22 protein-coding genes are annotated in these 22,097 nt (G+C 62.4%); 14 read left to right on the top strand and 8 right to left on the bottom strand.

Features of this window, described 5'->3' with window-relative positions; all coding sequences use genetic code 11:
• The first annotated feature begins 45 nt into the window (after nucleotides 1-45).
• A complete protein-coding gene (locus DXT88_RS11500) occupies nucleotides 46-456 on the top strand; it encodes a hemerythrin domain-containing protein (protein ID WP_265213503.1) in 411 nt (136 codons plus the stop codon).
• 56 nt (nucleotides 457-512) lie between these two features.
• Here DXT88_RS11500 and pdxR read toward each other — a convergent pair whose 3' ends face one another.
• A complete protein-coding gene (gene pdxR, locus DXT88_RS11495; RefSeq protein ID WP_265213501.1) occupies nucleotides 513-1,961 on the bottom strand; it encodes a MocR-like pyridoxine biosynthesis transcription factor PdxR in 1,449 nt (482 codons plus the stop codon).
• A 253-nt stretch (nucleotides 1,962-2,214) separates the two neighbouring features.
• On the opposite strand from pdxR, the gene DXT88_RS11490 reads away from it, so the two are divergent.
• From DXT88_RS11490 to DXT88_RS11480, 3 genes are all read left to right on the top strand, one after another.
• Complete coding sequence (locus DXT88_RS11490) at nucleotides 2,215-2,655, top strand: carboxymuconolactone decarboxylase family protein (RefSeq protein ID WP_016832519.1); 441 nt, start codon at nucleotides 2,215-2,217, stop codon at nucleotides 2,653-2,655.
• Between the two features lie 25 nt (nucleotides 2,656-2,680).
• Nucleotides 2,681-3,100, top strand: a complete 420-nt coding sequence (locus DXT88_RS11485) for a cupin domain-containing protein (protein ID WP_040503090.1) — start codon at nucleotides 2,681-2,683, stop codon at nucleotides 3,098-3,100.
• A gap of 115 nt (nucleotides 3,101-3,215) precedes the next feature.
• On the top strand, nucleotides 3,216-5,933 hold the full coding sequence (locus tag DXT88_RS11480) for a DNA translocase FtsK (protein ID WP_265213496.1): 2,718 nt from the start codon (nucleotides 3,216-3,218) through the stop codon (nucleotides 5,931-5,933).
• Nucleotides 5,934-5,960: 27 nt separating this feature from the next.
• Here the strand turns inward: DXT88_RS11480 and DXT88_RS11475 are convergent, their stop codons facing one another.
• Complete coding sequence (locus tag DXT88_RS11475; RefSeq protein ID WP_265213494.1) at nucleotides 5,961-7,292, bottom strand: MFS transporter; 1,332 nt, start codon at nucleotides 7,290-7,292, stop codon at nucleotides 5,961-5,963.
• A 209-nt stretch (nucleotides 7,293-7,501) separates the two neighbouring features.
• Complete coding sequence (locus DXT88_RS11470) at nucleotides 7,502-8,140, bottom strand: CYTH domain-containing protein (RefSeq protein WP_265213491.1); 639 nt, start codon at nucleotides 8,138-8,140, stop codon at nucleotides 7,502-7,504.
• Nucleotides 8,141-8,201: 61 nt separating this feature from the next.
• On the opposite strand from DXT88_RS11470, the gene DXT88_RS11465 reads away from it, so the two are divergent.
• Nucleotides 8,202-8,714 carry a hypothetical protein gene (locus DXT88_RS11465; protein WP_265213489.1) on the top strand — a complete coding sequence of 171 codons (513 nt, stop codon included), beginning with the start codon at nucleotides 8,202-8,204 and terminating at the stop codon, nucleotides 8,712-8,714.
• Nucleotides 8,715-8,801: 87 nt separating this feature from the next.
• On the opposite strand, the gene DXT88_RS11460 is transcribed toward DXT88_RS11465, so the two are convergent.
• Complete coding sequence (locus tag DXT88_RS11460; RefSeq protein WP_016832526.1) at nucleotides 8,802-9,008, bottom strand: hypothetical protein; 207 nt, start codon at nucleotides 9,006-9,008, stop codon at nucleotides 8,802-8,804.
• A 145-nt stretch (nucleotides 9,009-9,153) separates the two neighbouring features.
• Here DXT88_RS11460 and DXT88_RS11455 point away from each other — a divergent pair, with 145 nt between their 5' ends.
• On the top strand, nucleotides 9,154-9,948 hold the full coding sequence (locus DXT88_RS11455; protein ID WP_265213486.1) for an alpha/beta fold hydrolase: 795 nt from the start codon (nucleotides 9,154-9,156) through the stop codon (nucleotides 9,946-9,948).
• Between the two features lie 21 nt (nucleotides 9,949-9,969).
• Here DXT88_RS11455 and DXT88_RS11450 read toward each other — a convergent pair whose 3' ends face one another.
• Nucleotides 9,970-10,830: a LysR substrate-binding domain-containing protein gene (locus DXT88_RS11450; RefSeq protein ID WP_265213484.1), complete on the bottom strand. Its 861-nt coding sequence runs from the start codon at nucleotides 10,828-10,830 to the stop codon at nucleotides 9,970-9,972.
• 152 nt (nucleotides 10,831-10,982) lie between these two features.
• Between DXT88_RS11450 and phnD the strand changes: the two genes are divergently transcribed.
• From phnD to DXT88_RS11410, 8 genes are all read left to right on the top strand, one after another.
• Complete coding sequence (phnD, locus tag DXT88_RS11445) at nucleotides 10,983-11,855, top strand: phosphonate ABC transporter substrate-binding protein (protein ID WP_265213481.1); 873 nt, start codon at nucleotides 10,983-10,985, stop codon at nucleotides 11,853-11,855.
• Nucleotides 11,852-12,679 (top strand): phosphonate ABC transporter ATP-binding protein, encoded by an 828-nt coding sequence (phnC, locus tag DXT88_RS11440; RefSeq protein WP_265213479.1) that lies wholly within the window; start codon nucleotides 11,852-11,854, stop codon nucleotides 12,677-12,679. The genes phnD and phnC overlap by 4 nt, the downstream gene beginning before the upstream one ends.
• Nucleotides 12,676-13,527, top strand: coding sequence for a phosphonate ABC transporter, permease protein PhnE (gene phnE, locus DXT88_RS11435; RefSeq protein ID WP_265213477.1), 852 nt, complete (start codon nucleotides 12,676-12,678; stop codon nucleotides 13,525-13,527). The genes phnC and phnE overlap by 4 nt, the downstream gene beginning before the upstream one ends.
• Nucleotides 13,528-13,559: 32 nt before the next feature.
• The gene (psrA, locus tag DXT88_RS11430) at nucleotides 13,560-14,648 is read left to right on the top strand and encodes an iron-containing alcohol dehydrogenase PsrA (protein ID WP_265213475.1); all 1,089 of its coding nucleotides are present in this window, start codon (nucleotides 13,560-13,562) and stop codon (nucleotides 14,646-14,648) included.
• Between the two features lie 28 nt (nucleotides 14,649-14,676).
• Entirely contained in the window at nucleotides 14,677-15,504 is an 828-nt protein-coding gene (gene phnX / locus DXT88_RS11425; RefSeq protein ID WP_265213473.1) for a phosphonoacetaldehyde hydrolase, read from the top strand.
• An 86-nt stretch (nucleotides 15,505-15,590) separates the two neighbouring features.
• Nucleotides 15,591-16,316 carry a sulfite exporter TauE/SafE family protein gene (locus tag DXT88_RS11420; protein WP_265213471.1) on the top strand — a complete coding sequence of 242 codons (726 nt, stop codon included), beginning with the start codon at nucleotides 15,591-15,593 and terminating at the stop codon, nucleotides 16,314-16,316.
• Nucleotides 16,317-16,406: 90 nt separating this feature from the next.
• The gene (locus tag DXT88_RS11415; RefSeq protein ID WP_029363050.1) at nucleotides 16,407-16,604 is read left to right on the top strand and encodes a hypothetical protein; all 198 of its coding nucleotides are present in this window, start codon (nucleotides 16,407-16,409) and stop codon (nucleotides 16,602-16,604) included.
• Nucleotides 16,605-16,852: 248 nt separating this feature from the next.
• A complete protein-coding gene (locus DXT88_RS11410) occupies nucleotides 16,853-17,524 on the top strand; it encodes a DUF1120 domain-containing protein (RefSeq protein WP_265213470.1) in 672 nt (223 codons plus the stop codon).
• A gap of 108 nt (nucleotides 17,525-17,632) precedes the next feature.
• On the opposite strand, the gene DXT88_RS11405 is transcribed toward DXT88_RS11410, so the two are convergent.
• From DXT88_RS11405 to DXT88_RS11395, 3 genes are all read right to left on the bottom strand, one after another.
• Complete coding sequence (locus DXT88_RS11405; protein WP_265213468.1) at nucleotides 17,633-19,999, bottom strand: DNA polymerase II; 2,367 nt, start codon at nucleotides 19,997-19,999, stop codon at nucleotides 17,633-17,635.
• A 73-nt stretch (nucleotides 20,000-20,072) separates the two neighbouring features.
• Complete coding sequence (locus tag DXT88_RS11400; RefSeq protein ID WP_265213466.1) at nucleotides 20,073-21,209, bottom strand: mechanosensitive ion channel family protein; 1,137 nt, start codon at nucleotides 21,207-21,209, stop codon at nucleotides 20,073-20,075.
• 62 nt (nucleotides 21,210-21,271) lie between these two features.
• On the bottom strand, nucleotides 21,272-21,955 hold the full coding sequence (locus DXT88_RS11395; RefSeq protein WP_016832051.1) for a Type 1 glutamine amidotransferase-like domain-containing protein: 684 nt from the start codon (nucleotides 21,953-21,955) through the stop codon (nucleotides 21,272-21,274).
• Between the last annotated feature and the right edge of the window lie 142 nt (nucleotides 21,956-22,097).

The following is a 22,097-nucleotide window of genomic DNA, read 5'->3' as shown; positions in this document are numbered from 1 at the left end:
TGTCCGGCGCGATTTTCAGAATTGATGAGGTATGAAAGACAACCCATGGACATCGACAAATACAAACACCAGCACAGCGTCATCTTCGACAACATCCGCAAGCTCAAGGAGTTTTCCCATCTGGGCATCGCCGAACACGCCGCCGACATCGCTGCACAAGTGATCAAGATGAGCTCGGTCATCAAGCTCCACCTGTCGATCGAGGACAAATTCCTCTATCCCGCCTTGCAGGAGGCCAATAATCCGCGCCTGGCCATGATGGGCAAGCAATACCAGCATGAAATGACGCACATCGCCGAAGCCTATGGCGAATTTGCGCGCAAATGGAATGACGCCGGCCACGTTGCTGCCGATCCGGGCGGTTTCCGCAGTGAAGCCAACAAGGTGCTGAAAGTCCTGTTCGACCGCATGCAGCGCGAGGACCGCGATTTTTATCCGATGATCGAAAAGGTCTGAGCAGGGCCTGAAGTGTCGGCTGCGTAGTTGCTGCTCAGTTGCTGCTTAACTGCCGCTCAATTGCCAAGTTCTTCCAGGATCGTCTTCACGCGTCCCAGCGCCGTCTCGATGTCGAGCGACTCGATGGCGCCATAGCCGAAGAACAGCGCGGGCTCGGGCTTGACCCGGTAATAGAACTCGTCCAGCGTGTACAGTGCGACGTCGACCCGGCGCGCCAGCCGCAGCAGTTGCGTCATGTCGACCTTGGCCGTCATCCGCGCCGCCAGGTGGAAGCCGGCGGTGGTCGGCACCGCGCACATCCAGGGTTTGAGCGTGCCGTTGAGCGCGGCATGCAGCTTTTCGCGCCGCGCGACATAGATGCCGTGGCAGCGTCGGATATGCTTTTGCAGATAGCCTTCGTCGATGAACCTGGCCATCGCCCATTGGGTCATGGTCGGCGTATGCCAGTCCGACAGGCCCTTGACCACGGTCATGGCGCGCAAAATCGAGGGCGGTGCAATCACGTAGCCGACGCGCAACTCCGGGTTCATCGACTTGGAAAATGTGCCGACAAAGGCCACCAGCCCATCCTGGTCCATGCTTTGCAGCGAATCCATCGGCCGGCCTTCATAGCGGAACTCGCTGTCGTAGTCGTCTTCGATGACGATGGCCCGCAATTCACGCGCACGCGCCAGCAAGGCCGCACGCCGCGCCGGACTCATCGGCATGCCGAGCGGGAACTGATGCGCCGGCGTCGCGTAGATCAGCCGCGTGCCGTCCGGAATCAGATCGACCTGCATCCCTTCGCCGTCCACCGGCACGCTCTCCACCCGGGCTCCTTGCGCCGAGAACAGCATGCGCGCCGGCGGGTAGCCGGGATCCTCCACCGCCACCACGCTGCCCGGCTCCACCAGCACCCGCGCAATCAGGTCCAGCGCCTGCTGCGCGCCGTTGGTCACCAGCACGTCGGCGGCCGTACATTGCACACCGCGCGAGAACGAGACGTGGCGTGCGATCGCTTCACGCAACGCCGGCAAGCCTTCGGTCTCGGCATAGAAACCGCACGATTCGCTGATCTGGCGCAAGCCATACAGCACGCATTGACGCCACTCTTCCTGCGGGAATTGCCTGCGCACCGGAATACCGCCCATGAAATCGTATTGCGAGCGCGTTTCCGGACCGACATGCCGCATCAGCAGCGGGAACGACTGATCGAGCCAATGCGCGATCAGTTTGCCGGAGGCGAGGTCGCCGCTTTCAAAACGTTTCGGCTTGGATTTCGGCTCGGGCGGCGCATTGACGAAGGTGCCGCTGCCGGTCCGGCCCACCAGCAGCTTGTCCAGCGTCAGGCGGCTATAGGCTTCCGATACGGTCTTGCGCGACAGGCCCAGTTGTATTGCCAACAGACGCGACGGCGGCACCTGTTCTCCCGGCGCCAGGCGGCCGCTTTGTATGGCGTCGCGCAGCTGGCGATAAACCTGCCCGGCCAGATCCTTGCTGCCTTCGATGACGATGTGCAATTCCATGCGGGCTGCTCCCTGCTGTGTTTTTGTTTGTTGTTCGCTGCTGGTTGCGGCTTGTTGCTGCTTGTTGCTGCTTATGCTTCCTCGGCGATTCTAGCCGGGCGATCGAAAGTGGTCTCCTGTTTTTTCGAGGAATTGGTTATCCGCGACCGGGAGTGGTCTCCTTATGATGACGTCACTGGCCAAGCAAACACACACCGGCCACAACGATTTCACTGACTGATTTAATTTACTTAACTTACCAAGGAGCATCGCCATGGAACAACGCGTCGATTTCTACAAAGCATCCCCTGAAGTCCTGAAGGGCATGATCGCCCTCGAAAACGTGGTCGGCAAGCTCGGCCTCGAAACCTCCCTGCTGGAACTGGTCCGCCTGCGCGTGTCGCTGATCAACGGTTGCGCCTTCTGCGTCGACATGCACACCGCCGACGCCCGCAAGGCCGGCGAGACCGAACGCCGCCTGTACGCCGTGCCGGTCTGGCGCGAAACCCCGTTCTTCACCGAGCGCGAGCGCGCCGCCCTGGCCTGGAGCGAATCGCTGACCCTGATCTCGCAAACCGGCGCTCCCGACGAGGACTATGCCCTGGCGCGCGCCCAGTTCACCGATGCCGAACTGGTCAACCTGACCCTGGCCATCAATACCATCAATGCCTGGAACCGTTTCGCCATCGGCTTCCGCAAGATGCCGGTCGCCTGAAACAGCGACGGACAAGGAGCCTGACATGCGATTCATTTCTACAGCGAAAAGCGCGCTTCTAATCGTTTTGCTGGCCATGGTGGCCAGCGCCGGCGCCCACGACGGCAAACATGGCGATGAAGTCGTCACGCCTTTGCAGCATCAGGCCCTGTCCGATGCGCCCGGCAAAAGCGGCGTCATGGCGGTCGTCGCCTACGGTCCCGGCCAAAGCTCGGTGGCGCATCGCCATCCCGGCTCGATCTTCGCCTACGTGCTGGAAGGCGAAGTGGTCTCCCAGCTGCAGGGCGGCGCGCCGGTGACTTACAAGGCGGGCGAGTCCTGGTATGAAGCGCCGGACACGCCGCACCTGGTGTCGCGCAACGCCAGCGCCACCAAACCGGCGAAGTTGCTGGTCTGGTCGCTGGTGCAGGACGGCAAGCCGTTGACGGTGCCGCTGGAAAAGTAAATCCTTGCGCCCGCACTCCCGCTTCCTTGGCTTTGGGTCAGGGAAGCGGGATTTTTTCATCTTAAGTTTCAGCTTAAATTTCAGCTTGAGCGCCCGCTTCCTGTAAACTTGCGGGATGCGCTTATTTTTACTTGACTGGTTCGGCTGGTCGTTCCTGTGGATACTGCCCCTGCTGGGCAGAGTATTACTGTCTTTATTGTCCGGAAAAGGCCTGCGCGGACGCGGCTCCATCCGCATCTGGCTGGGCACCCTGGCGGTCCTGTGCGCCAGCAGCGCGATCGAGGCCATGCTGCGCTCGCAGGGCGATGCCATGCTGGAAACCGACCTGTTCGGGCAGGCGCTCGCACGCAACGTCACCGCCGCCTTCGGCAAGCTGATCGCGGTGATTGCATTGCTGACAACAGGACTGATCGGCCTGTTCTGGCTGTTCGGCCGCCGCAAGACCAGGCCCGACCTCGATGCCGATACCAGTTCCCTGCCGCTGCAGGCATCGGTGCCGCGCCGCACCCAGGCCAATATCGCCCCCACCATTCGCAACATGCCGGCCGCGCAATCGCACCGCCCTCCACCTGCGCAATCGAAACCGTCTGGCTCGCCTGCCTCGCCTGCCTTCGGCAACCTGACCCGCAAGCGCGATCCCTGGCCGCTACCCAATGAATTGCCGCGCGCCGCCAATCCTGCCGGTAACTGGCCGGGCGCTTCGCAGCACAAGGCCGAACCGCCCAAACGACCGGCGCGTCCAGCCTCCGAATGGGCCGCGTTCGAATCGCTGCGCCCGACACAGGCCATGCTGGCGCGCTCGGCTTCCATCCCGCAAGCCGAAACTCCGGCCCGGGCCCATAATGCGGCACCCAAGCCGTCGCTGGCCACCAGCCTCATCAGTAAACCGAAGATCACGCCCATCGCCGGCAGCAGCACCAAGGTCCGCATCAGCACCGCCAGCGACCGCAGCCAGGCGATTCCGACGTCGCTGAGCGCCTCGCTGCGCGCGCATGAACCGGTAGCGCCTGTCGAGCCGGTCATTGCTTCTCCGGTTGCTCCGAGTCTTATTCCGGTCCTGCCGCCGACTGTGCCCCAGACCACCGCCTTCCATCCCGCCGCGCCGGAGCAGGAAGTCATCACCGCGCCCGAGCCATTCAACATCATCGACACCCGCATTGAACCGGACATCATCGAAATCCCTGAACCGGCCTACGCTGCGCCATCACCGGCTCCGGCTTTGCTATTTGAAGAACCGATCCAGGAACCAGTTGTTGCCGCTGCGCCCATGCAGATCCGCACCTGGACTCAAGCGCCCGCAGCCCAGCCGGCTGCGCCGATTCCTGCTCCGGCTCGTCCGTATCGTCCGACCGAGGTTCCCCTGCCCGGCATCGAACTGCTCGACCAGGGCAGCGACATGCCGGTCGAGATGGACGAAACCCAGCTGCTGGAAATCGGCCAGCTGATCGAACAACGCCTCAAGGAATTCAAGGTCCCCGTCACCGTGCTGGGCGCCTACGCCGGCCCGGTCATCACGCGTTTTGAAATTGAACCGGCGCTGGGCGTGCGCGGCGCGCAAATCGTCAACCTGATGAAGGACCTGGCGCGCGCGCTCGGCCTGACCTCGATCCGGGTGGTGGAAACCATTCCCGGCAAGACCTGCATGGGTCTTGAACTGCCCAATCCCAAGCGCCAGATGATTCGCCTGGCCGAAATCATCCAGTCCGAAGCCTATGCGCGCTCGGCGTCGCATCTGACGCTGGCGATGGGCAAGGACATCACCGGCGTCCCGGTGGCGACTGACCTCGCCCGTGCGCCGCACATGCTGGTGGCCGGTACGACAGGCTCCGGCAAGTCGGTGGCGATCAACGCCATGATCCTGTCGCTGCTGTACAAGGCCACGCCTGATGACGTGCGCCTGATCATGATTGATCCGAAGATGCTGGAACTGTCGGTCTACGACGGCATTCCGCACCTGCTGGCGCCGGTCGTGACCGACATGAAGCTGGCCGCGCATGCGCTGTCATGGTGTGTCGCCGAAATGGACAAGCGCTATCGCCTGATGTCGGCGCTGGGCGTACGCGGCCTGGCCGGTTACAACCAGAAGATCGCCGACGGCATCGCCGCCGAGAAGCGCGTGAAGAATCCGTTCTCGCTCACGCCCGACGCGCCCGAGCCGCTCGATCCCTTACCGATGATCGTGGTGGTGATTGACGAGTTGGCCGACCTGATGATGGTGGCCGGCAAGAAGATCGAAGAGCTGATCGCTCGTCTGGCGCAAAAGGCCCGCGCCGCCGGCATCCACCTGATCCTGGCGACGCAGCGTCCCTCGGTGGACGTGATCACCGGCCTGATCAAGGCCAACATCCCGACCCGCGTGGCCTTCCAGGTGTCGTCCAAGATCGACTCGCGCACCGTGCTCGACCAGATGGGCGCGGAAACCCTGCTCGGCCACGGCGACATGCTGTTCCTGCCGCCGGGATCGGGTTATCCGCAGCGCGTGCATGGAGCGTTCGTGTCGGACGAGGAAGTGCATCGCGTGGTGGAACACCTGAAGGCCCACGGCGAGCCGCAATACGAGGAAGCCATCCTGGCCGGTCCGGCCTCGGAAGAGCCGCAGCAAACCGACATGTTCGGCGAACCCGGCGATGAAGCCGATCCGCTCTACGACGAAGCGGTGGCCTATGTCACGCGCAGCCGGCGCGCCTCGATCTCCTCGGTGCAGCGCCAGTTCCGCATCGGCTACAATCGCGCCGCGCGCCTGGTGGAACAGATGGAAGCCGCCGGCATCCTGTCCTCAATGTCCAAAAGCGGCAGCCGCGATGTGCTGGCGCCGCCACCGCCGGATCTGTGAGCGTTTCCGACACTTGGTTTCCGACGCTTATTTTGCGAGTTTCGAGGTCTTGCTGATGAAGGCAAAAATCATCACCGTCGCCATCAACTCCACGATGGCGATGGTGGTCAGGCCTTTGCCGTATTGCCCGGTGGTGGTTTTGAGATAACCCAGCAGCTGCGGCGAAAAATACCCGGCCAGATTGGCCACCGAATTGATCACCGCCAGGCCGACCACGATCGCCGTACCCGACAGGAAACGTCCCGGCAATTGCCAGAACACGGGAATCGCGCCCATCGTGCCGGCCGATGACAGCGCCAGTGCGAACACCACGCCGGCGGCGCTCTTCTCGCCCAGGAAATATGCCGCCAGCAGCAAACCCAGCGCGCCGATCGCTGCCGCCACCGCGGTGTGGATGCGCACTTCCTTGTTGCGGTCCGACAAGTAGCCATTGATCAGCATGCCCAGCCAGCCGCAGCAATAAATCCCGCCCATCACCCAGCCCAGCGTCTTGATGTCGGTAAAGCCGACTTCCTTGACCAGGCTCGGGCCGTAGTACACCAGCGTGGCGTTGCCGGCGATGATGCAGAAGAACACCATGATCAGCGCCCACATGCGCCCGCTGCGCAGGGACGCAAAGAAGCTGTGCTCGCGCGGACCGAGCGCCTGGTCTTCGGCGGCCAGTTCGGTTTCGACGTGTTCCTTTTCGCGGTCATTGAGCCAGTGCGCATCACGCGGGCGATCGGTCAGCAGGAAATACGCCGCCGCGCCGGCCAGGATCGAAGGGATCCCTTCGATCAGGAACAGCCATTGCCAGCCTTTGAAACCGCCCAGGCCCTGCGACAACTCCATGATGTAGGCGGCCAGAGGACTGCCGACCACCAGCGAGACCGCCGAGGCCGAGACGAAGATCCCCAGCGCCTTGCCGCGCCGGTGCGTCGGCAGCCAGTAGGTCAGATAGAGGATCACGCCGGGTTGCAGGCCGGCTTCAAACGCGCCCATCAGGAAACGCAGGAAGTAGAACTGCGTCGCGGTCTGCACCCACGCCATCAGCACACAGGTAATGCCCCAGCCGATGGTGATGCGCATGATGGTCTTGCGCGCGCCGAATTTTTGCAGCGCAAGGTTGCTCGGCACTTCAAAGATGAAATAGCCGATGAAGAAAATCCCCGCACCGGCGCCGTAGACGGCGTCCGACCATTGCAGGTCGCTCATCATGGTCAGCTTGGCGAAACCGACATTGACGCGGTCGACCCAGGCCAGGAACCAGATCAGCGTGACGAACGGGACGATGCGCCAGACGACGCGACGGAAAGTGACGTCGCGTTCTTCCACGGCGATGTCGATATGGGCAGGCGCGGCTGCGGCGATGGTGTTCATGGGTTCCCCTGTCTTGGATGAATCGAATCCGTGACGGCCCCCCCTCGATTTGCACCACTGCTGTGCAAATCAGCGAAGTTTGCCGTCCTCTTCCAGGCAAGCAGCATCCATGCCACTGCCGGAACGGGACCTCATCCGAATGTCGGGGAAAATTGTCGGGAGAAAATGTTGCAGCCTTGATCAGGCCTTGCAACGCAGCCGGGGCGTCGTTACAGCGAACTGTCCTTGCCCGGGAAGCGCAAGGCGAAACCGCGCTGGGCCTTGCTGACATTGCTCGGCGCCAAGGCAATCGCCTGCCGCAGCGCCTGCGAAAACGCCAGCAGTTCGTCGGTCTGGCCCGATTTCAGCTCCAGCTCGATCTCGCAGATCGGCAGCGTGCGACCGTCTGCTTCGACCACGCCCTGATCCAGCGCCAGCTCGACTTCGGTCCCCTGCGGCAAGCGCAATTGCCAGGCAGTGCGACGGAAACTGGTGGCGAAGACTGCCTTCAACTGCGCTGCCAGCCCGGGCAATTCCAGCGCGGCGCGGGCGGCCGGGTTGTCGACCAGCGGCAGCAGCTTGTCCAACTCGATCCGTGGGCCGGCCACTTCGCATTCCCATTCGTGGCGCTGATGCAGGCCCGCCGCGACGCTGCCGCCGCCCTTGTAGGTCTGGATCCACAACGCCCCGGCCTTGCGCACGCGCAGCGCCGAGCGGTGCTGCTTCAGGTGCAACGTCGGAGTGTCGAAATAGGTGCTGAACAAGTCCTGGGATGTGGCGGCGCCGACGGCGTGTTGCTGCAGCAAGGGCAAGGCGCAGAAAGCAAGCACGTCCTCGGCGGCGATCAATAGTTTGAGTTCGATTTCCATGTCCGGGAGTTTATCTGCAAACCTGTCGTATCATGGCGGACTTTGCTTCATTGAGCCTCTCATGTCCGACCTCGCGCCAGAATCCCCCGATACCGATACCGACATTTCCGATGTCATCCACGAGCCGCGCCTGTGGCGCGATGAAGGCTGGACCGCGCGCATCATCAAGAACGACGACGATGACGGCTGGGCGGTGGAAATGACGCGTGAAGGCGAACGCGAACCGACGCTGATCGGTCCGTGGACCATGGGCCGCGACAAGAAGAACCCGAAACCGATGGACAAGAACGCCTTCAACACGCTGGTGAAGACCGCTTCGGAATTCCGTCGCCGCAGCGAGCAGCAGCTGCATGCGCAATTGCACAAGCACGTCACCGTCGACGGTCCGGAAGGCAGTATCAAGGTGACGCTGGACATCGTGCCCGACGACGACTTTCCGTATGCCGACCTGAAGGCATGGGACGACATGGGCGAGATGCTGGCCAAGGCGCAGGTGGCGCCGAACTTCAAACTGAGCGCCGCCAGCGCCGAGCGTTGGGTCGAGGGCGGTTACCGCAAGCCGACCTCAGGTTAAGAACTCGGTTGGCTCGATCCCATAAAAAACGGCAGACGCGAAGTCTGCCGTTTGAGTTTTTGCGCTTGCGCGCGCTTCTTTATCCTGTCAGACCCGGTAAATCTTTTCGCCGGTCTGGACAATCTTGAATTTGGCGTCCGACAAGGGATCAAGCGCGCGGCCGTCAGCCAGCTTGTAGGTCTTTAGTCCGGGCGGAGCGGCCTTGTCGGCTTCTTCCAGTTCCGTCTGGTACACCTCGACGTGATAAGCGCCTCCTGTCTTGCCTTTGGCGTCGAATTTTTCAACCAAATCCATATGCGTCTCCTTGTGGTTTCAGGTCAGTGCCGTTTATAAAGATAGCAGATTTATTTTTCTGCGCGGGAGAGATTTGAAGATATTTGCACTGCGTTTTGAAAACATGAAAAACTAACTGTTCTTTCGATTCGCAAACCCGGTCCCGATGCCTTTCCTGACGAACAACAAACGACAACGAATCCACTACGAAATCATCGACGGCGATCGCGTAAAACCCTGGCTGGTGTTCCTCCACGAAGGTTTGGGTTGCACTGCAATGTGGAAGGATTTTCCGCAACGCTTGTGTACGGCGACGGGCTGTCGCGGGCTGCTGTACGACCGTCTCGGCTACGGTCTTTCCGATGCACTGCAACATAGGCGTGAGCCGGATTATCTGCATCGCTACGCGCTCGATGAACTGCCGCAGGTATTGACCGCCTTGTTGCCCGGACAAGCCTGCATCCTGATCGGCCATTCCGACGGCGGCAGCATCGCCTTGTTGCATGCTGCACAACGTCCGCCCCTGCTGCAGGCGATCGTCACCGAAGCCGCGCACGTCTTTGTCGAATCGGTGACGCTGGAAGGCATCCGCGCAGCCGACCGCGCCTATGCCGACGGCAAGCTGAAGGGATTGCAAAAATATCATGGCGACAAGACCGAACAGATGTTCAAGGCTTGGTCCGACACCTGGCTCTCGCCTGCCTTCGCCGGCTGGAATATCGAGGCGGACTTGCTGCGCATCGACTGTCCTGCCCTGGTGATGCAAGGTATCGACGACCAGTACGGCACGCCGGCCCAGGTCGACGCCATTGTGTCCGGTATCGCCAAGGGAAACGGCGCACCCGCGCACAAAGCCATGCTCCCCGATTGCGGCCACGCCCCGCATCATGAACAGCCGCAGGCGGTGCTCGACCTGATGCGCCAATTCGTTTTGGAACGCATCGCAGAATCGCAGAAATAGCCGCCACCGCAGCCTGAACCCTTACAGCGTCGCCACCTGCTCCAGGAAGGACGCCACCAGCCGGCTGTCCTTGCGATCGGCCAGGCAATAAATATAGGTATGAGTACTGACCGGGTTTCCTTCGATCCGCAGCAATTTCAGACGCGGATCCGGCACGAACTCCGCCTCCGACACCGCACCCAGCCCGATTCCGCGCGCCACCGCCTCGCGCAGCGCTTCGCGGCTGCCGATCTCCATCACCACGCGCGGCATGACGTCAGCTTCCTTGAGCACCTTCTCCAGCGCCAGCCGGGTGGTTGAACCCTGCTCGCGCATCACCATCGGCTGGCCATGCAAATCCTGCAAACTGATTGCATCAAGCCTGGCGAACGGATGGTCGACGTGGGCAAACACCACGATGGCGTGATCGGCATACGGCACCGCCACGAAGCGCGGATCGTCGTTGAAGCTGGCCAGCACGGCGACGTCGGTAACGTAATTCTCGAGATCGGCCATGGTCTCGGCTGAATTGCCCATGCGGATCGACAGCTCGACGTTGGGGAACTTGCGGCGATAGGCATCGACCATTTCGATCACATGGAACGGCCCTACCGCGCCCAGCTTCAGGTGGCCGATATTGAGCACGCCGGAGTTGTACAGCAGGTTGTAGGCGTCGAGTTCGAGCTCGGCGATCTTTTGGGCGATCGGCAACAGCCGCTGGCCGGTATCGGTCAGGTCGAGACGGCGACCGCGCCGATAGAACAGTTCGACATTGTGTTGGCGTTCCAGCGCCTGCACCTGCGACGTCAGCGTTGGCTGGCTGACGCCAAGCGTGCGCGCCGCAGCGCTGAAACCGCGATTGCGGGCAACGGCGAGGAAAGCACGGAGTTGCGAAGGCGTCATCTATAGATCCAATCAATAGGTAATCGTCAATCTCCTGATTATATCGATAATAAAGGCGTCACAAAACCTCCCTAATCTTAGGGTCAGTTAATAGTCATGAACACAAGCCCATCCTCACAGGACGGACCTCACTCACCGCCGCCAGGAGCATCATGAAACGTCTCTCCGCCCTTTTCCGTCCTTTGGCCTTGTGCCTTAGCCTGATTTCCGCAAGCTCGGCATTCGCCGCCCAGCCCCAACAGCTGACCGTCGGCCTGATCCCCGCCGAAGATTCCCAGGCCATGCTGGAAAACAGCAAGAAGGTCATCGACAGCCTGCAAGAGCAACTGGGCATGCCGGTCAAGCCCTTCATCGCCACCGACTACAACGGCATCATCGAAGCGCTGCGTTCGAAGAAACTGGACGTCGCCTACCTCGGCCCGTTCTCCTATGTGCTGGCGACCTCGATCGCCAACGTCGAAGCCTTCTCCGTCGCCGAAACCAGGAAGACCGGCAAGAGCGCCTACAAGAGCCTGATCATCGTACGCAAGGACAGCGGCATCGAAACCGTGCCGCAACTCAAGGGCCGCACCATGGCCTTCGTCGATCCATCGTCGGCTTCCGGCCATCTGTTCCCGACTGCCGGCCTGCAAAAGCAAGGCGTCGAACCGAACAAGTATTTCTCCCGCGTGATCTTCTCCGGTTCGCATGACGCCAGCATCCTCGCCGTCGCCAACAAGAAGGTCGACGCCGCCGCCGTGGCCGACCGCATCCTGGCCGCCGCCATCGCCAAGGGCGTGGTCAAGCAAAGCGACTTCAACATCGTCTGGACTTCGCCGGACATTCCTGAATCGCCGATGGTCTGGCGCAAGGATCTGGATCCCGAACTGAAAAAGAAGATCGCCGCCGCTTTCGCCAACATCAAGAACGTCGAATGGGGCGACCAGGGCGTGCTGAACGGTTTCGTGCCGACCAACGACGCCGCCTACAACGTCGTGCGCGATACCGCCAAAATCCTCAATCTCGACCTCAAGGCAATGAAATGATCAGGATCCGTTCGCTCACCAAGCAATACGGCAGCAATGCCGTACTGCGCGGCATCGACCTCGATGTCGCTCCCGGAGAATTCCTGGTGGTGCTGGGACCGTCCGGCGCCGGCAAGTCGACCTTGCTGCGCTGTATCAACGGCCTGGCCACGCCGACTTCCGGTGAACTGGTGGCGGCCGGATTCGACGCCACCGATGCGCGCAACGGCAACATCCGCAAGTTGCGCCAGCAAGTGGCCATGATCTTCCAGCATCACAACGTCGTGCCGCGCCTGTCGGTGCTGAAGAACGTACTGACCGGCCGGCTCGGCCAGACCGCGACGCTGAGTTCGGTGCTGCAATTGTTCAGCCGCCAGGATGTGGCGCTGGCGATGGATTGCCTGCGCCGCGTCGAACTGGAACACAAGGCCGAACAACGCACCGATGCGCTCTCCGGCGGCCAGCGCCAGCGCGTCGGCATCGCCCGCGCCTTGGCGCAGCGTCCGCAAGTCATCCTGGCCGACGAACCGGTCGCCAGCCTGGACCCCAAAACCTCGCGCCTGGTGCTGCAATACCTGCGCGCCGCTTGCCGCGAACTCGGCATCACCGTGGTCTGCAACCTGCATCAGGTCGACTACGCCCGTGAATTCGGCGACCGCATCGTCGGCCTGGCCGGCGGCAAGCTGGTGTTCGACGGCCGCGGCGACGAGCTGCGCGAGTCGCACCTCAATCTCATCTATTCCGGCCTGGATCAGGTCAAGGCGCAGGACGAAACAGACGCCGCGCGACCGCCGTCGGCACCATCGGCACCGTCGGAAATGATCCTGGAAGGAGCCCTGTCATGAGCACGCCCTTGTCTGCCAACATGGACCGCGCCAGCTATCACGACTACGTCTGGACCGGCGCCCGTCCGCTGACCTTGCGCTCCTGGCTGCTGTCGATCGCCGCCGTGGCCGCAGTCGCCTTCATCCTCGCCTGGAGCGCGCAAGGCACGCAACTGAGCTGGGGCGAACTGGCCGACGGCCTGCCGCAGATCGGCGACTTCCTGAGCCGCTCCTTCCCGCCCAACTGGAAGATCCTCGGCAATCTGGTCGGCCCCGCCGTGGAAACCGTGCAAATCGCCATCTGGGGCACGTTGCTGGGCGTAATCGGCGCCATCCCGGTGTCGTTCCTGGCGGCACGCAACCTCAATCGCAACCGCATCGTCTATCAGGCCGTGCGCCAGATGCTCAACGTCACGCGCAGCATCAACGAGCTGATCCTGGCGCTGGTGTTCGTCTCCGCGGTCGGCCTCGGGCCTTTCCCGGGCGTATTGGCGCTGGCCTTGCACGGCATCGGCATGGTCGGCAAGTTCTTTGCCGAAAGCATCGAGGAAATCGACGACGGCCCGCTGGAAGCCCTGCGCGCCACCGGCGCCCGTCCGCTGCAGGTGATCGTCTTCGGCGTGCTGCCGCAGGTCATCACCGCCTGGATCGCCACCGTGCTGTATCGCTTTGAGGTCAACCTGCGCCAGGCAACCGTGCTCGGCATGGTCGGCGCCGGCGGCCTCGGTTTCGAACTGGTCAGCAGCCTCAAACTGTTCAAGTACCAGGACACCGCCACCTGCATCGTGGTCGTGACGCTGATGGTGGTGGTTGCCGACACCATCTCCAGCCGCCTGCGCCAGATGATCCAGGACGGCAAGGTCCATTAATTTTCACGCTCCCATTTTTAGCAAAGAAACCCATGTGGAAATATCACAACCCGGTCGCTATCCAGGCCGGCAGCGGCAGCCTGGCGCAATTGCCGGCGCTGCTCAACGGCAGGCGCGCCCTGCTGATCACGTTCCCCGAAGCCGCCGCGCTCGGACTGGAAGCGCGCATCGCGCAATTGCTCGGCCCGCAACTGGCCGGCATTGAAAACGCCGTGCAACCGAATCCCGACGTCAGCTGGCTCGCCGCGATGTATGAGCGCGTGTGGCGCGAACACCGTGACGTCGATTGCATCGTCGCCTTCGGCGGCGGCAGCGTGATCGACTGCGCCAAGGCCATGCTGACGCGCACACCTTCGGGACGCTTCGATGAATTGCTGGCGCATCTGCGCGACGGCGACGCTTTGTCAGGCGCAGGCGCCAAGACGCTGATCGCCGTCCCCACCACCGCCGGCACCGGCAGCGAAGTCACGCCCTGGGCCACCATCTGGGATGCCGACGCCGGCAGCAAGTATTCGCTGCATCAATCATGGACCTGGCCGACCGCCGCCATTATTGATCCGCAACTGATGCTGAGCCTGCCGCCGGGCATCACGCTGGCCAGCGGCCTGGATGCGCTGTCGCACGCGCTGGAGTCGATCTGGAACGTCAACCGCAATCCGGTCTCGTCCAGCCTGGCTGCCGCCGCCGCACGCAGCATCGTCGCCACGCTGCCCGATCTCATGGCGCATCCGCACGACCTTGCGCTGCGCGAACGCATGGCCACCGCCGCGCTGCAAGCCGGCCTGGCGTTCTCCAACACCAAGACCGCGCTGGCGCATTCGCTGTCCTACGACATCACGCTGCACCACGGCGTTGCCCACGGCATCGCCTGCTCGTTCTCGCTGCCGCACGTGATGGCGCTGGCCTTCGGCAACGATGACGCCGTCGACGCCCTGCTGCTGGACATCTTCGACGCCGCCGATGCGCAGCAAGCCGTCGCCGTGCTGTCGGCGTTCCTGGAAAGCCTGGGCGTCAGTACCGATCCCGCGCACTACGGCGTCGCCGAAGCCTGGGACGCGCGGGTGCAACGCGCGCTGCAAGGCCCGCGCGGACGCAACTTCATCGCCGCCCTCCACTCTTGATCGCATTTTTGACCGCAAAGGAATTCCCATGACACGTCCCCTCCATGCCCCCATCGATCTGCAGGCAGTGATCTTCGACTGGGCCGGCACGCTGGTCGATTTCGGCTCGCTGGCGCCGACGCAAATTTTCGTCGATGCCTTCAAGAGCTTCGACATGAACATCTCGCTGAAACAGGCGCGCGGTCCGATGGGCCTGTCCAAGTGGCAGCACATCCGCACCCTGCTCGACAACCCTGAAATCGCCCGTCAATGGAAGGAATGCCACGGCGCTCTGCCGGGCGACGCCGATGTCGACGCCATCTATGCGCGCTTCATGCCGATGCAGATCGCCAAGGTCGGTGAATACTCCCAAGCCATCGACGGCGCCGCCGATATGCTTGCCTGGCTGCGCGACAGGGGCCTGAAAATCGGCTCCTGCTCCGGCTATCCGCGCCAGGTGCTGGACGTGTTGCTGCCGCTGGCAGCGGCCGAAGGCATCGCGCCCGACCATGTGATCGCCGGTGACGAACTGGAAGCCGGCGGCCGCCCCGGTCCCTACATGGCGCTGGCCAACATGCTGGCGCTGAAGATCGGCGACGTCGCCGCCTGCATCAAGGTTGACGACACCGTGCCCGGCATCGAGGAAGGCATCCGTGCCGGCATGTGGAGCGTCGGCGTCTCGCTGTCCGGTAACGAAGTCGGTTGCACCAGGGCCGAACTGGCGCAGTTGTCGCCGGAGCAGATCAAGGCGCTCAAGGCGCTGGCTGAAATGCGCCTGCGCGAAGCCGGCGCCCATTATGTAATCGACTCGGTGGCGGACCTGCCGGCGGTGGTCGACGCCATCGCCGCGCGACTCAAGGCCGGCGAACGGCCATAGCCCACAGCAACAAGGCCGCCACGGGGTGTCAAGCGACGGCGTACAATACCGCCGCGGCATTCCATAAAAATTCTTCAGAACACCCCGTGGCAGCTTATATCTTCGTCCTGAGCGTCGGCCTGATCGCCGGCATGGTCAGCGGCATCATCGGCACCGGTTCTTCCATCATGCTGCTGCCGGTGCTGGTCTACAACTTCGGCCCCAAGCAGGCGGTCCCCATCATGGCAGTGGCGGCCGCGATGGCCAACCTGTCGCGCGTGCTGGCGTGGTGGCGCGTGGTCGACTGGCGCGCCTTCGTGGCGTATGCCATCCCCGGCGTGCCGGCGGCGGCGCTCGGCGCGCGCACCTTGCTGGAATTGCCTCCGCACTTCATCGACGTCAGTCTCGGCCTGTTCTTCATCGTCATGATCCCGTTCCGTCACTGGATCAGAAAGCGCAACTTCAGCGTCCGCCTCTGGCAACTGGCGCTGGCCGGCGCTGTCATCGGCTACCTGACCGGCATCGTGCTGTCGACCGGACCGCTCAGCGTACCGGTGTTCACCGCCTACGGCCTCAGCAAGGGCGCCTTCCTCTCCACCGAAGCGGCCAGTTCGCTGCTGCTGTATGTCAGCAAGGTGCTGACCTTCCGCGAACTCGGTGCAATGCCCTTGTCGGTGTTCCTGCAAGGTTTGCTGGTGGGGGCGTCGCTGATGGCCGGCACTTTCCTCGGCAAGGTCTTCGTCATGAAAATGAGCGAAGCCAATTTCCAGCGCCTGCTGGACCTGCTGCTGCTGACTTCAGGTTTGTCGCTGCTGTGGGCGGCGCTTGGCTGAAGCGGCTGCAGCGCCCTGGCGCGCTTTGGCTTATGCTTGCAAGATCATCCGGATAACACCGCCCTGCAACAACGAAACAAGGAAATCATCATGCCCAAGAAAGAAAAGCTCGATCCGGAAACCGAAGCCCTGATCCAGTGGTGTACCGAAGTTGAAAAATTCCTCGTCAAAGGCGGCGCCACGCTGGAGCAGGCGCAAGAACACATCGAGGAAGAAGTCGAATGGTTCACCGACCTGTTCTATGACGGCCTGACGCCAGAAGAAGCCGCCAAGGAAGCACTGAATTAAACATCTTGCCGGCATTCCTCAAGGCAACAAAACCCCGTTCTCCCTCTGCAACCCGCTCCCGGCCTGGCGCCGGGAGTTTTCATCTGTAACATCAACATTTTCGCAACACCTGTTTTTTGAGAGTTTTCTCATATAAATCCGATCCTTAAATCGTCAAAATGGCTTCACTGCTTAAGCAAACACAAGCTGCTGAAGCAAAACGAATGCAAACGAACTTCAACTCATTCTGGCTACTTAAGGAAACGATCATGACCAAGCAAATCGCCCTCTTCTCCGCCCTGGCTGCTTCCCTGCTGGTGTCCTTCGCCGCGCAAGCCGCCGAGACCGCCGAACTGAAGGTCAAGGGCGTGATCCGTCCGTCGGCCTGTACACCAAGCTTCACCGGCACCAACGTGGTCGACTACGGCACCATCGCCGCCAAGGGCCTGAGCGCCACCGCACCGAACGTGCTGGCTGAAAAGACCATCGCCTTTACCGTGACTTGCGATGCAGCAACCAAGGTCGCCGTGCGCGCCATCGACAACAAGGCATCGACCGTCGTCAACGGCCTGATGACCGCGATCAACTCCAACCTGACCGACAAGCATGCCTACGGCCTGGGTGCAGCGGGCGGCAAGAACATCGGCGCCTACAGCGTGCGCACCATCGTGGGTTCGTTCACGGCCGATGGCGCTACTCCCGACGTGGTGGCCGACGCCGCCAACAACAACACCTGGACCAAGTCGACCTACGGCCGCTTCCACGCCGACGGCAGCGCGCGCCAGTCGTTCGCCGCCACCGGTTCGACCGTGCCGGGTTCGTACAAGACCATGTCCGGCAACCTCGGCGTGACCGCCGTGCTGGACAAGGGCGACAACCTGCCGCTGACGCAGAACATCGACCTCGACGGCTCGGCCACGATTGAAGTGCAGTACCTGTAATCATCGCTTACCGGTAGTCTCCTGTTAGCCCGCTTGCTTCACCGGCGGGCTTTTTTGCGTCTGCAGAAAGCGGGCATCGAACGGATCAGCAAATCCCTGCTGCTGCGATCAGAACAGTTCCTTCTGCCCACCGACCAGCGCGCCGAAATCATCCTGCAAGAACGGCAGGATGGCGTCGGCCACCGGCTGCAGCTGGCGCGTGACGTAGTGGTCGTAGTCGATGGCCGCGCGGCGCGTCTCCAGCGGTTCGGGGCCGGCGGTGGTCATGACGTAGCTGATCCAGCCGCCGTCCTGGTATTGCAGCGGCCGACCCTGTTCGCGGTTGTACTCATCGGCCATGCGCGCGGCACGCACGTGCGGCGGGACGTTGCGCTCATAGGCGTCGAGCGGTCGCCGCAAGCGCTTGCGATACACCAGGGCGTCGTCGAGCGCGCCGCTGAGCGTGCGTTCGACGTAGTCGCGCACGTAATCCTGATACGGCTCGCGGCGGAAGATGCGTTGATACAACTCCTGTTGGAACTGCTGCGCCAGCGGCGTCCAGTCGGTGCGCACCGACTCCAGTCCCTTGTAGATCATTTCTTCGCGGCCGTCCGGCTTGATGATCATGCCGGCGTAGCGCTTCTTGCTGCCGAAGTCGGTGCCGCGCACATTGGGCATGAGGAAGCGCCGATAGTGGGTTTCGTATTCCAGCTCGAGCGCATTGTCGAGGCCGTAGGTTTCCTTCAGATGCGCCGCCCACCAGTCGTTGACATGCCGCACCAGCGCATTGCCGATGGCGTCGGCGGACGCTTCGTCGTGCGCCTTCCTGAGCCAGACGAAGGTGGAGTCGGTGTCGCCGTAGATGACTTCATAACCCTGCGCCTCGATCAGCTCGCGCGTACGGTGCATGATCTCGTGCCCGCGCATCGTGATCGACGACGCCAGGCGCGCATCGAAGAAGCGGCAACCGGTCGAGCCGAGCACGCCGTAGAGCGAATTCATGATGATCTTGAGCGCCTGCGACAAGGGCTTGTTCTGCTGGCGCTTGGCCACTTCGCGGCCTTGCCAGATTTTTTCGACGATGGCCGGCAGGCTGTGCTTGCTGCGCGAGAAACGCGCACCGCGGAAACCCGGCACCGAGTCGGCGTCGCCAGGATGCGCCAACCCTTCGATCAGGCCGACCGGATCGATCAGGAAGGTGCGGATGATGGACGGATACAGGCTCTTGTAATCGAGCACCAGCACCGAGTCGAACAAACCGCTTTGCGAATCCATCACGAAACCGCCGGGGCTGGGCTCGCCCGGCGTATCGCCCAGGTTCGGCGCGACGAATCCGAGGCGATGCATGTGCGGCATGTAGAGATGGCCGAACGCCGCCACCGAGCCGCCGTTGCGGTCGGCCGGCAGGCCCGTCACCGAGGCGCGTTCAAGCAGGAAGCTCAGCAATTCGGTCTTGGCGAAGATGCGCGTGACGAGTTCGCAATCCTTCAGGTTGTAGGTCGCCAGCGCCGGCTTGTCTTCAGCAAAGCGGCGATCGATTTCATCCATGCGCTGGTAGGCGTTGTTGATCGCCTTGCCTTCACCGAGCAGGGTCTGCGACACCGACTCCAGGCTGAACGATGGGAAACTCCAGGTCGCCGAACGCAGCGCCTCGATGCCGTCGATGATCAACCGCCCCGCCGCCGACGCGAAATAATGATTCTGCTGGAAGCCGTGCTCGCGCCATTCCAGCTCGCTGCCGTCGCGGCCGAAACGCAATGGGATACCGAAGCGCGCGGCATGCTCGCGCAGCACGCGCAAGTCGAACTGCACCACGTTCCAGCCGATGATGGCATCGGGGTCGTGCCGTGCCATCCATTGATTCAGTTTCTCCAGCATCTGCGCGCGGGTGTCGCAGTATTCCATGTCGAAATCGAGTCCGCTGGCGTCGCCGTTGGGCGGCCCCAGCATGTAGACCTGGCGTTGGCCGCAGCCTTCCAGCGCGATCGAATACAGGTCGCCGCCCATGGTCGTCTCGATATCGAGCGACACCAGCTTCAGTTGCGGGCGATAGTCGGGGGCTGGCTTGAGCTGCGTGTTGAGCAGCGGACCCGTGCCGTTGGCGTCGCCGTTGAACAGCACCGGCGCCGTGATGAATCGCTCCATCAGATAGCGTTCCGGCGGACGGATGTCGGCCTCGTAAATGGCGAGGCCATAGTCCCGGAACTGCTTCTCGATCTTGATCAGCTGGCGATGCTGCCGGCAATACACCCCCAGCACCGGACGATGCGAAAAGTCGGTCAACTGCAACGGCCGCAGCTCGACCTCGCGCTCGTTGCGCAGCAGTGCTTCGGCCTGTTCGCGTTGTTCTGCGGGAATGAAAGCGACCGAATGCTGCGGCGGCAGGCGCACCAGTTGCGGCCCGTCATCAGTCGCCAGCCAGAACTCGACCTCGGTCCCGGCCGGCGTGTCGCGCCAGTGCCTGGTGAGGAGAAAACCTGCTCGTTGTTGCGTCACGTTACTGCTGCCTTGCTGCCTGTTTCCGGAATCGCGCAAGTATAGGCGATTCCGGGCGATTATTCCGGCGGCATCAGCGCTGCGTCGGTGCGCCGTCGAGGATCTTGTCGTGCACCCCGGCGTCGGCCAAAGTGGACGGTGTCAGCTCGACCGGATCAATCGCAGAACGCAGGCGCGGCAAGGCCTCGGGATGATGCTCGGCAAGGAAGGCGATCATCGATTCGCGGATCGCGCAGCGCAGGTCGAAGGCGTTGCCCGAATTCTGCGCGCTGACCAGCATGCGTACTTGCATCGCGCGTTCGTTGACATCGGTCACTTGCAGCACGCAGACGCGCCCGTCCCACTGCGGCGCGGCCTTGCAGACGCGCTCGAACTCGGCCCGCAGCGCCGCCACCGGGAGCTTGAAATCCAGCCACAGAAAGACGGTGCCGAGGATGGTCGACGAGGTGTGCGTCCAGTTCTCGAAGGGATTCTCGATGAACCATTGCAGCGGCACGATCATGCGCCGCTCGTCCCAGATGCGCACGACCACGAAGGTGCCGGTGATTTCTTCCACACGTCCCCATTCGCCGTTGACGATCAACACGTCGTCGATACGGATCGGCTGCGAAAACGCAATCTGCAGGCCGGCGATGAAGTTGCCCAGCACCGGCCGCGCCGCGATACCGGCAACCAGCCCGGCCACGCCCGCCGAGGCCAGCAGACTGGCGCCGAACTGGCGCGCACCCGGCAGAGTCAACAGCACGAAGGCCAGGCCCAGCAAACCGACGATGAAATAGGCGCTGCGCGTGAGTACGCGCGTCTGCGTCAGGATGCGGCGCGCCTTGAGATTGTCGGCGACGTCGTAAGGATTGAGTTGGGTAATGGTGATGCTGACCGACTCGATGCACTTCATCACGCACCAGGTGAGCGCCACGATCAGCGCCACCGAGCTGATGTAAGACAGCGAGCGCAAGCCCGGTGTGTCGTCCGGCGCCGCAGTCAGCACGACGCGTACGGCGAACAAGGCCACGCACACCTGGCTGGCGCGAAACGCGATATGTGTCGCGTTGGTGGTGAACGGCCGGTTGTGCGCCAGCCGCCGCAACAGCAAGATGCCGATGCGATGCACGACCATCGCCAGCAGAATCGCGACCACGACGGCTACCGCGACGATCAGTCCGGACTGCAGCGGACCTGGCTCAAGGTCTTTGAGATACGGTATTTCCATAGGCGACTCCTGTTCATGTACCTGAAAGGAGATCGCCGATGCACGGCGTCAGTTCCCGCGACTTAATTTGATGATTGACTGTCTGCCAACATCACCGAGCCCTGCTTGCTGACCAGGTAGGCGCCCGCGCCGGCTCTGCCCGCAACCACGCGCACCGGTTTGCCGTCGATGAAATGCAGGGCTGCACCGTCATCTACCGCCACACCGGCCGGCAGTTTTTCTTCGCGTACGAAAGCCTCGAACGCAGGTCGGCGTTCCGGTTCATGGGAATAATGCGGGCAGCAGGTGCCGCGCAGGAAACCGAGACCGTCGAGCGGCGCCAGCACGCCGGCGTTGGAGTCGGTCACGCCGTGTTCAAACCAGCACATTGCGCCGGCGCTCACGCCCGCCAGCACGGTGCCGCTTTGCAGCGCTTCCTTGAGGATCGCCGGGAAGCCCCAGGCGCGCCACACCGCCAGCATGCTCTTGGTGTTGCCGCCGCCGACGAAAATCACGTCCTGCGCCATGGCCCATTCGCGCAGGTCCGGCGTGCGATCGAAGAACGGCAGATGCGTCGGCATGCAATCGAGTGCTGCAAAGCGTGCGTAAAATTTGAGGAGATAAGCCGGCGCGTCGCCGCTGGCGGTCGGCACGAAGCCGATGCGGGGATGCGCAGTGCGGGCTTGCTTGAGAATGTATTCGTCGAGGGAAGGATCGCTCTCCGTCGAAAAACCGCCGCCGCCGAGTGTGATGATTTGCTGTTTCATATTTTTATGACTGCAGGAAGTACGAACTTGAATGGTCTTACCAGTAAATTAAGATCAAAAGCAAAAAGAACGATCGTTATCATGCCATGGGTGAGACAAAATATATTGCAGTGCAACCTTTGGAAACACAAAAAAAGCCGGA

Source organism: Herbaspirillum lusitanum, from assembly GCF_026127345.1.
Lineage (GTDB): Bacteria > Pseudomonadota > Gammaproteobacteria > Burkholderiales > Burkholderiaceae_D > Herbaspirillum > Herbaspirillum lusitanum.
This window is presented reverse-complemented; position numbering and strand designations above follow the sequence as displayed.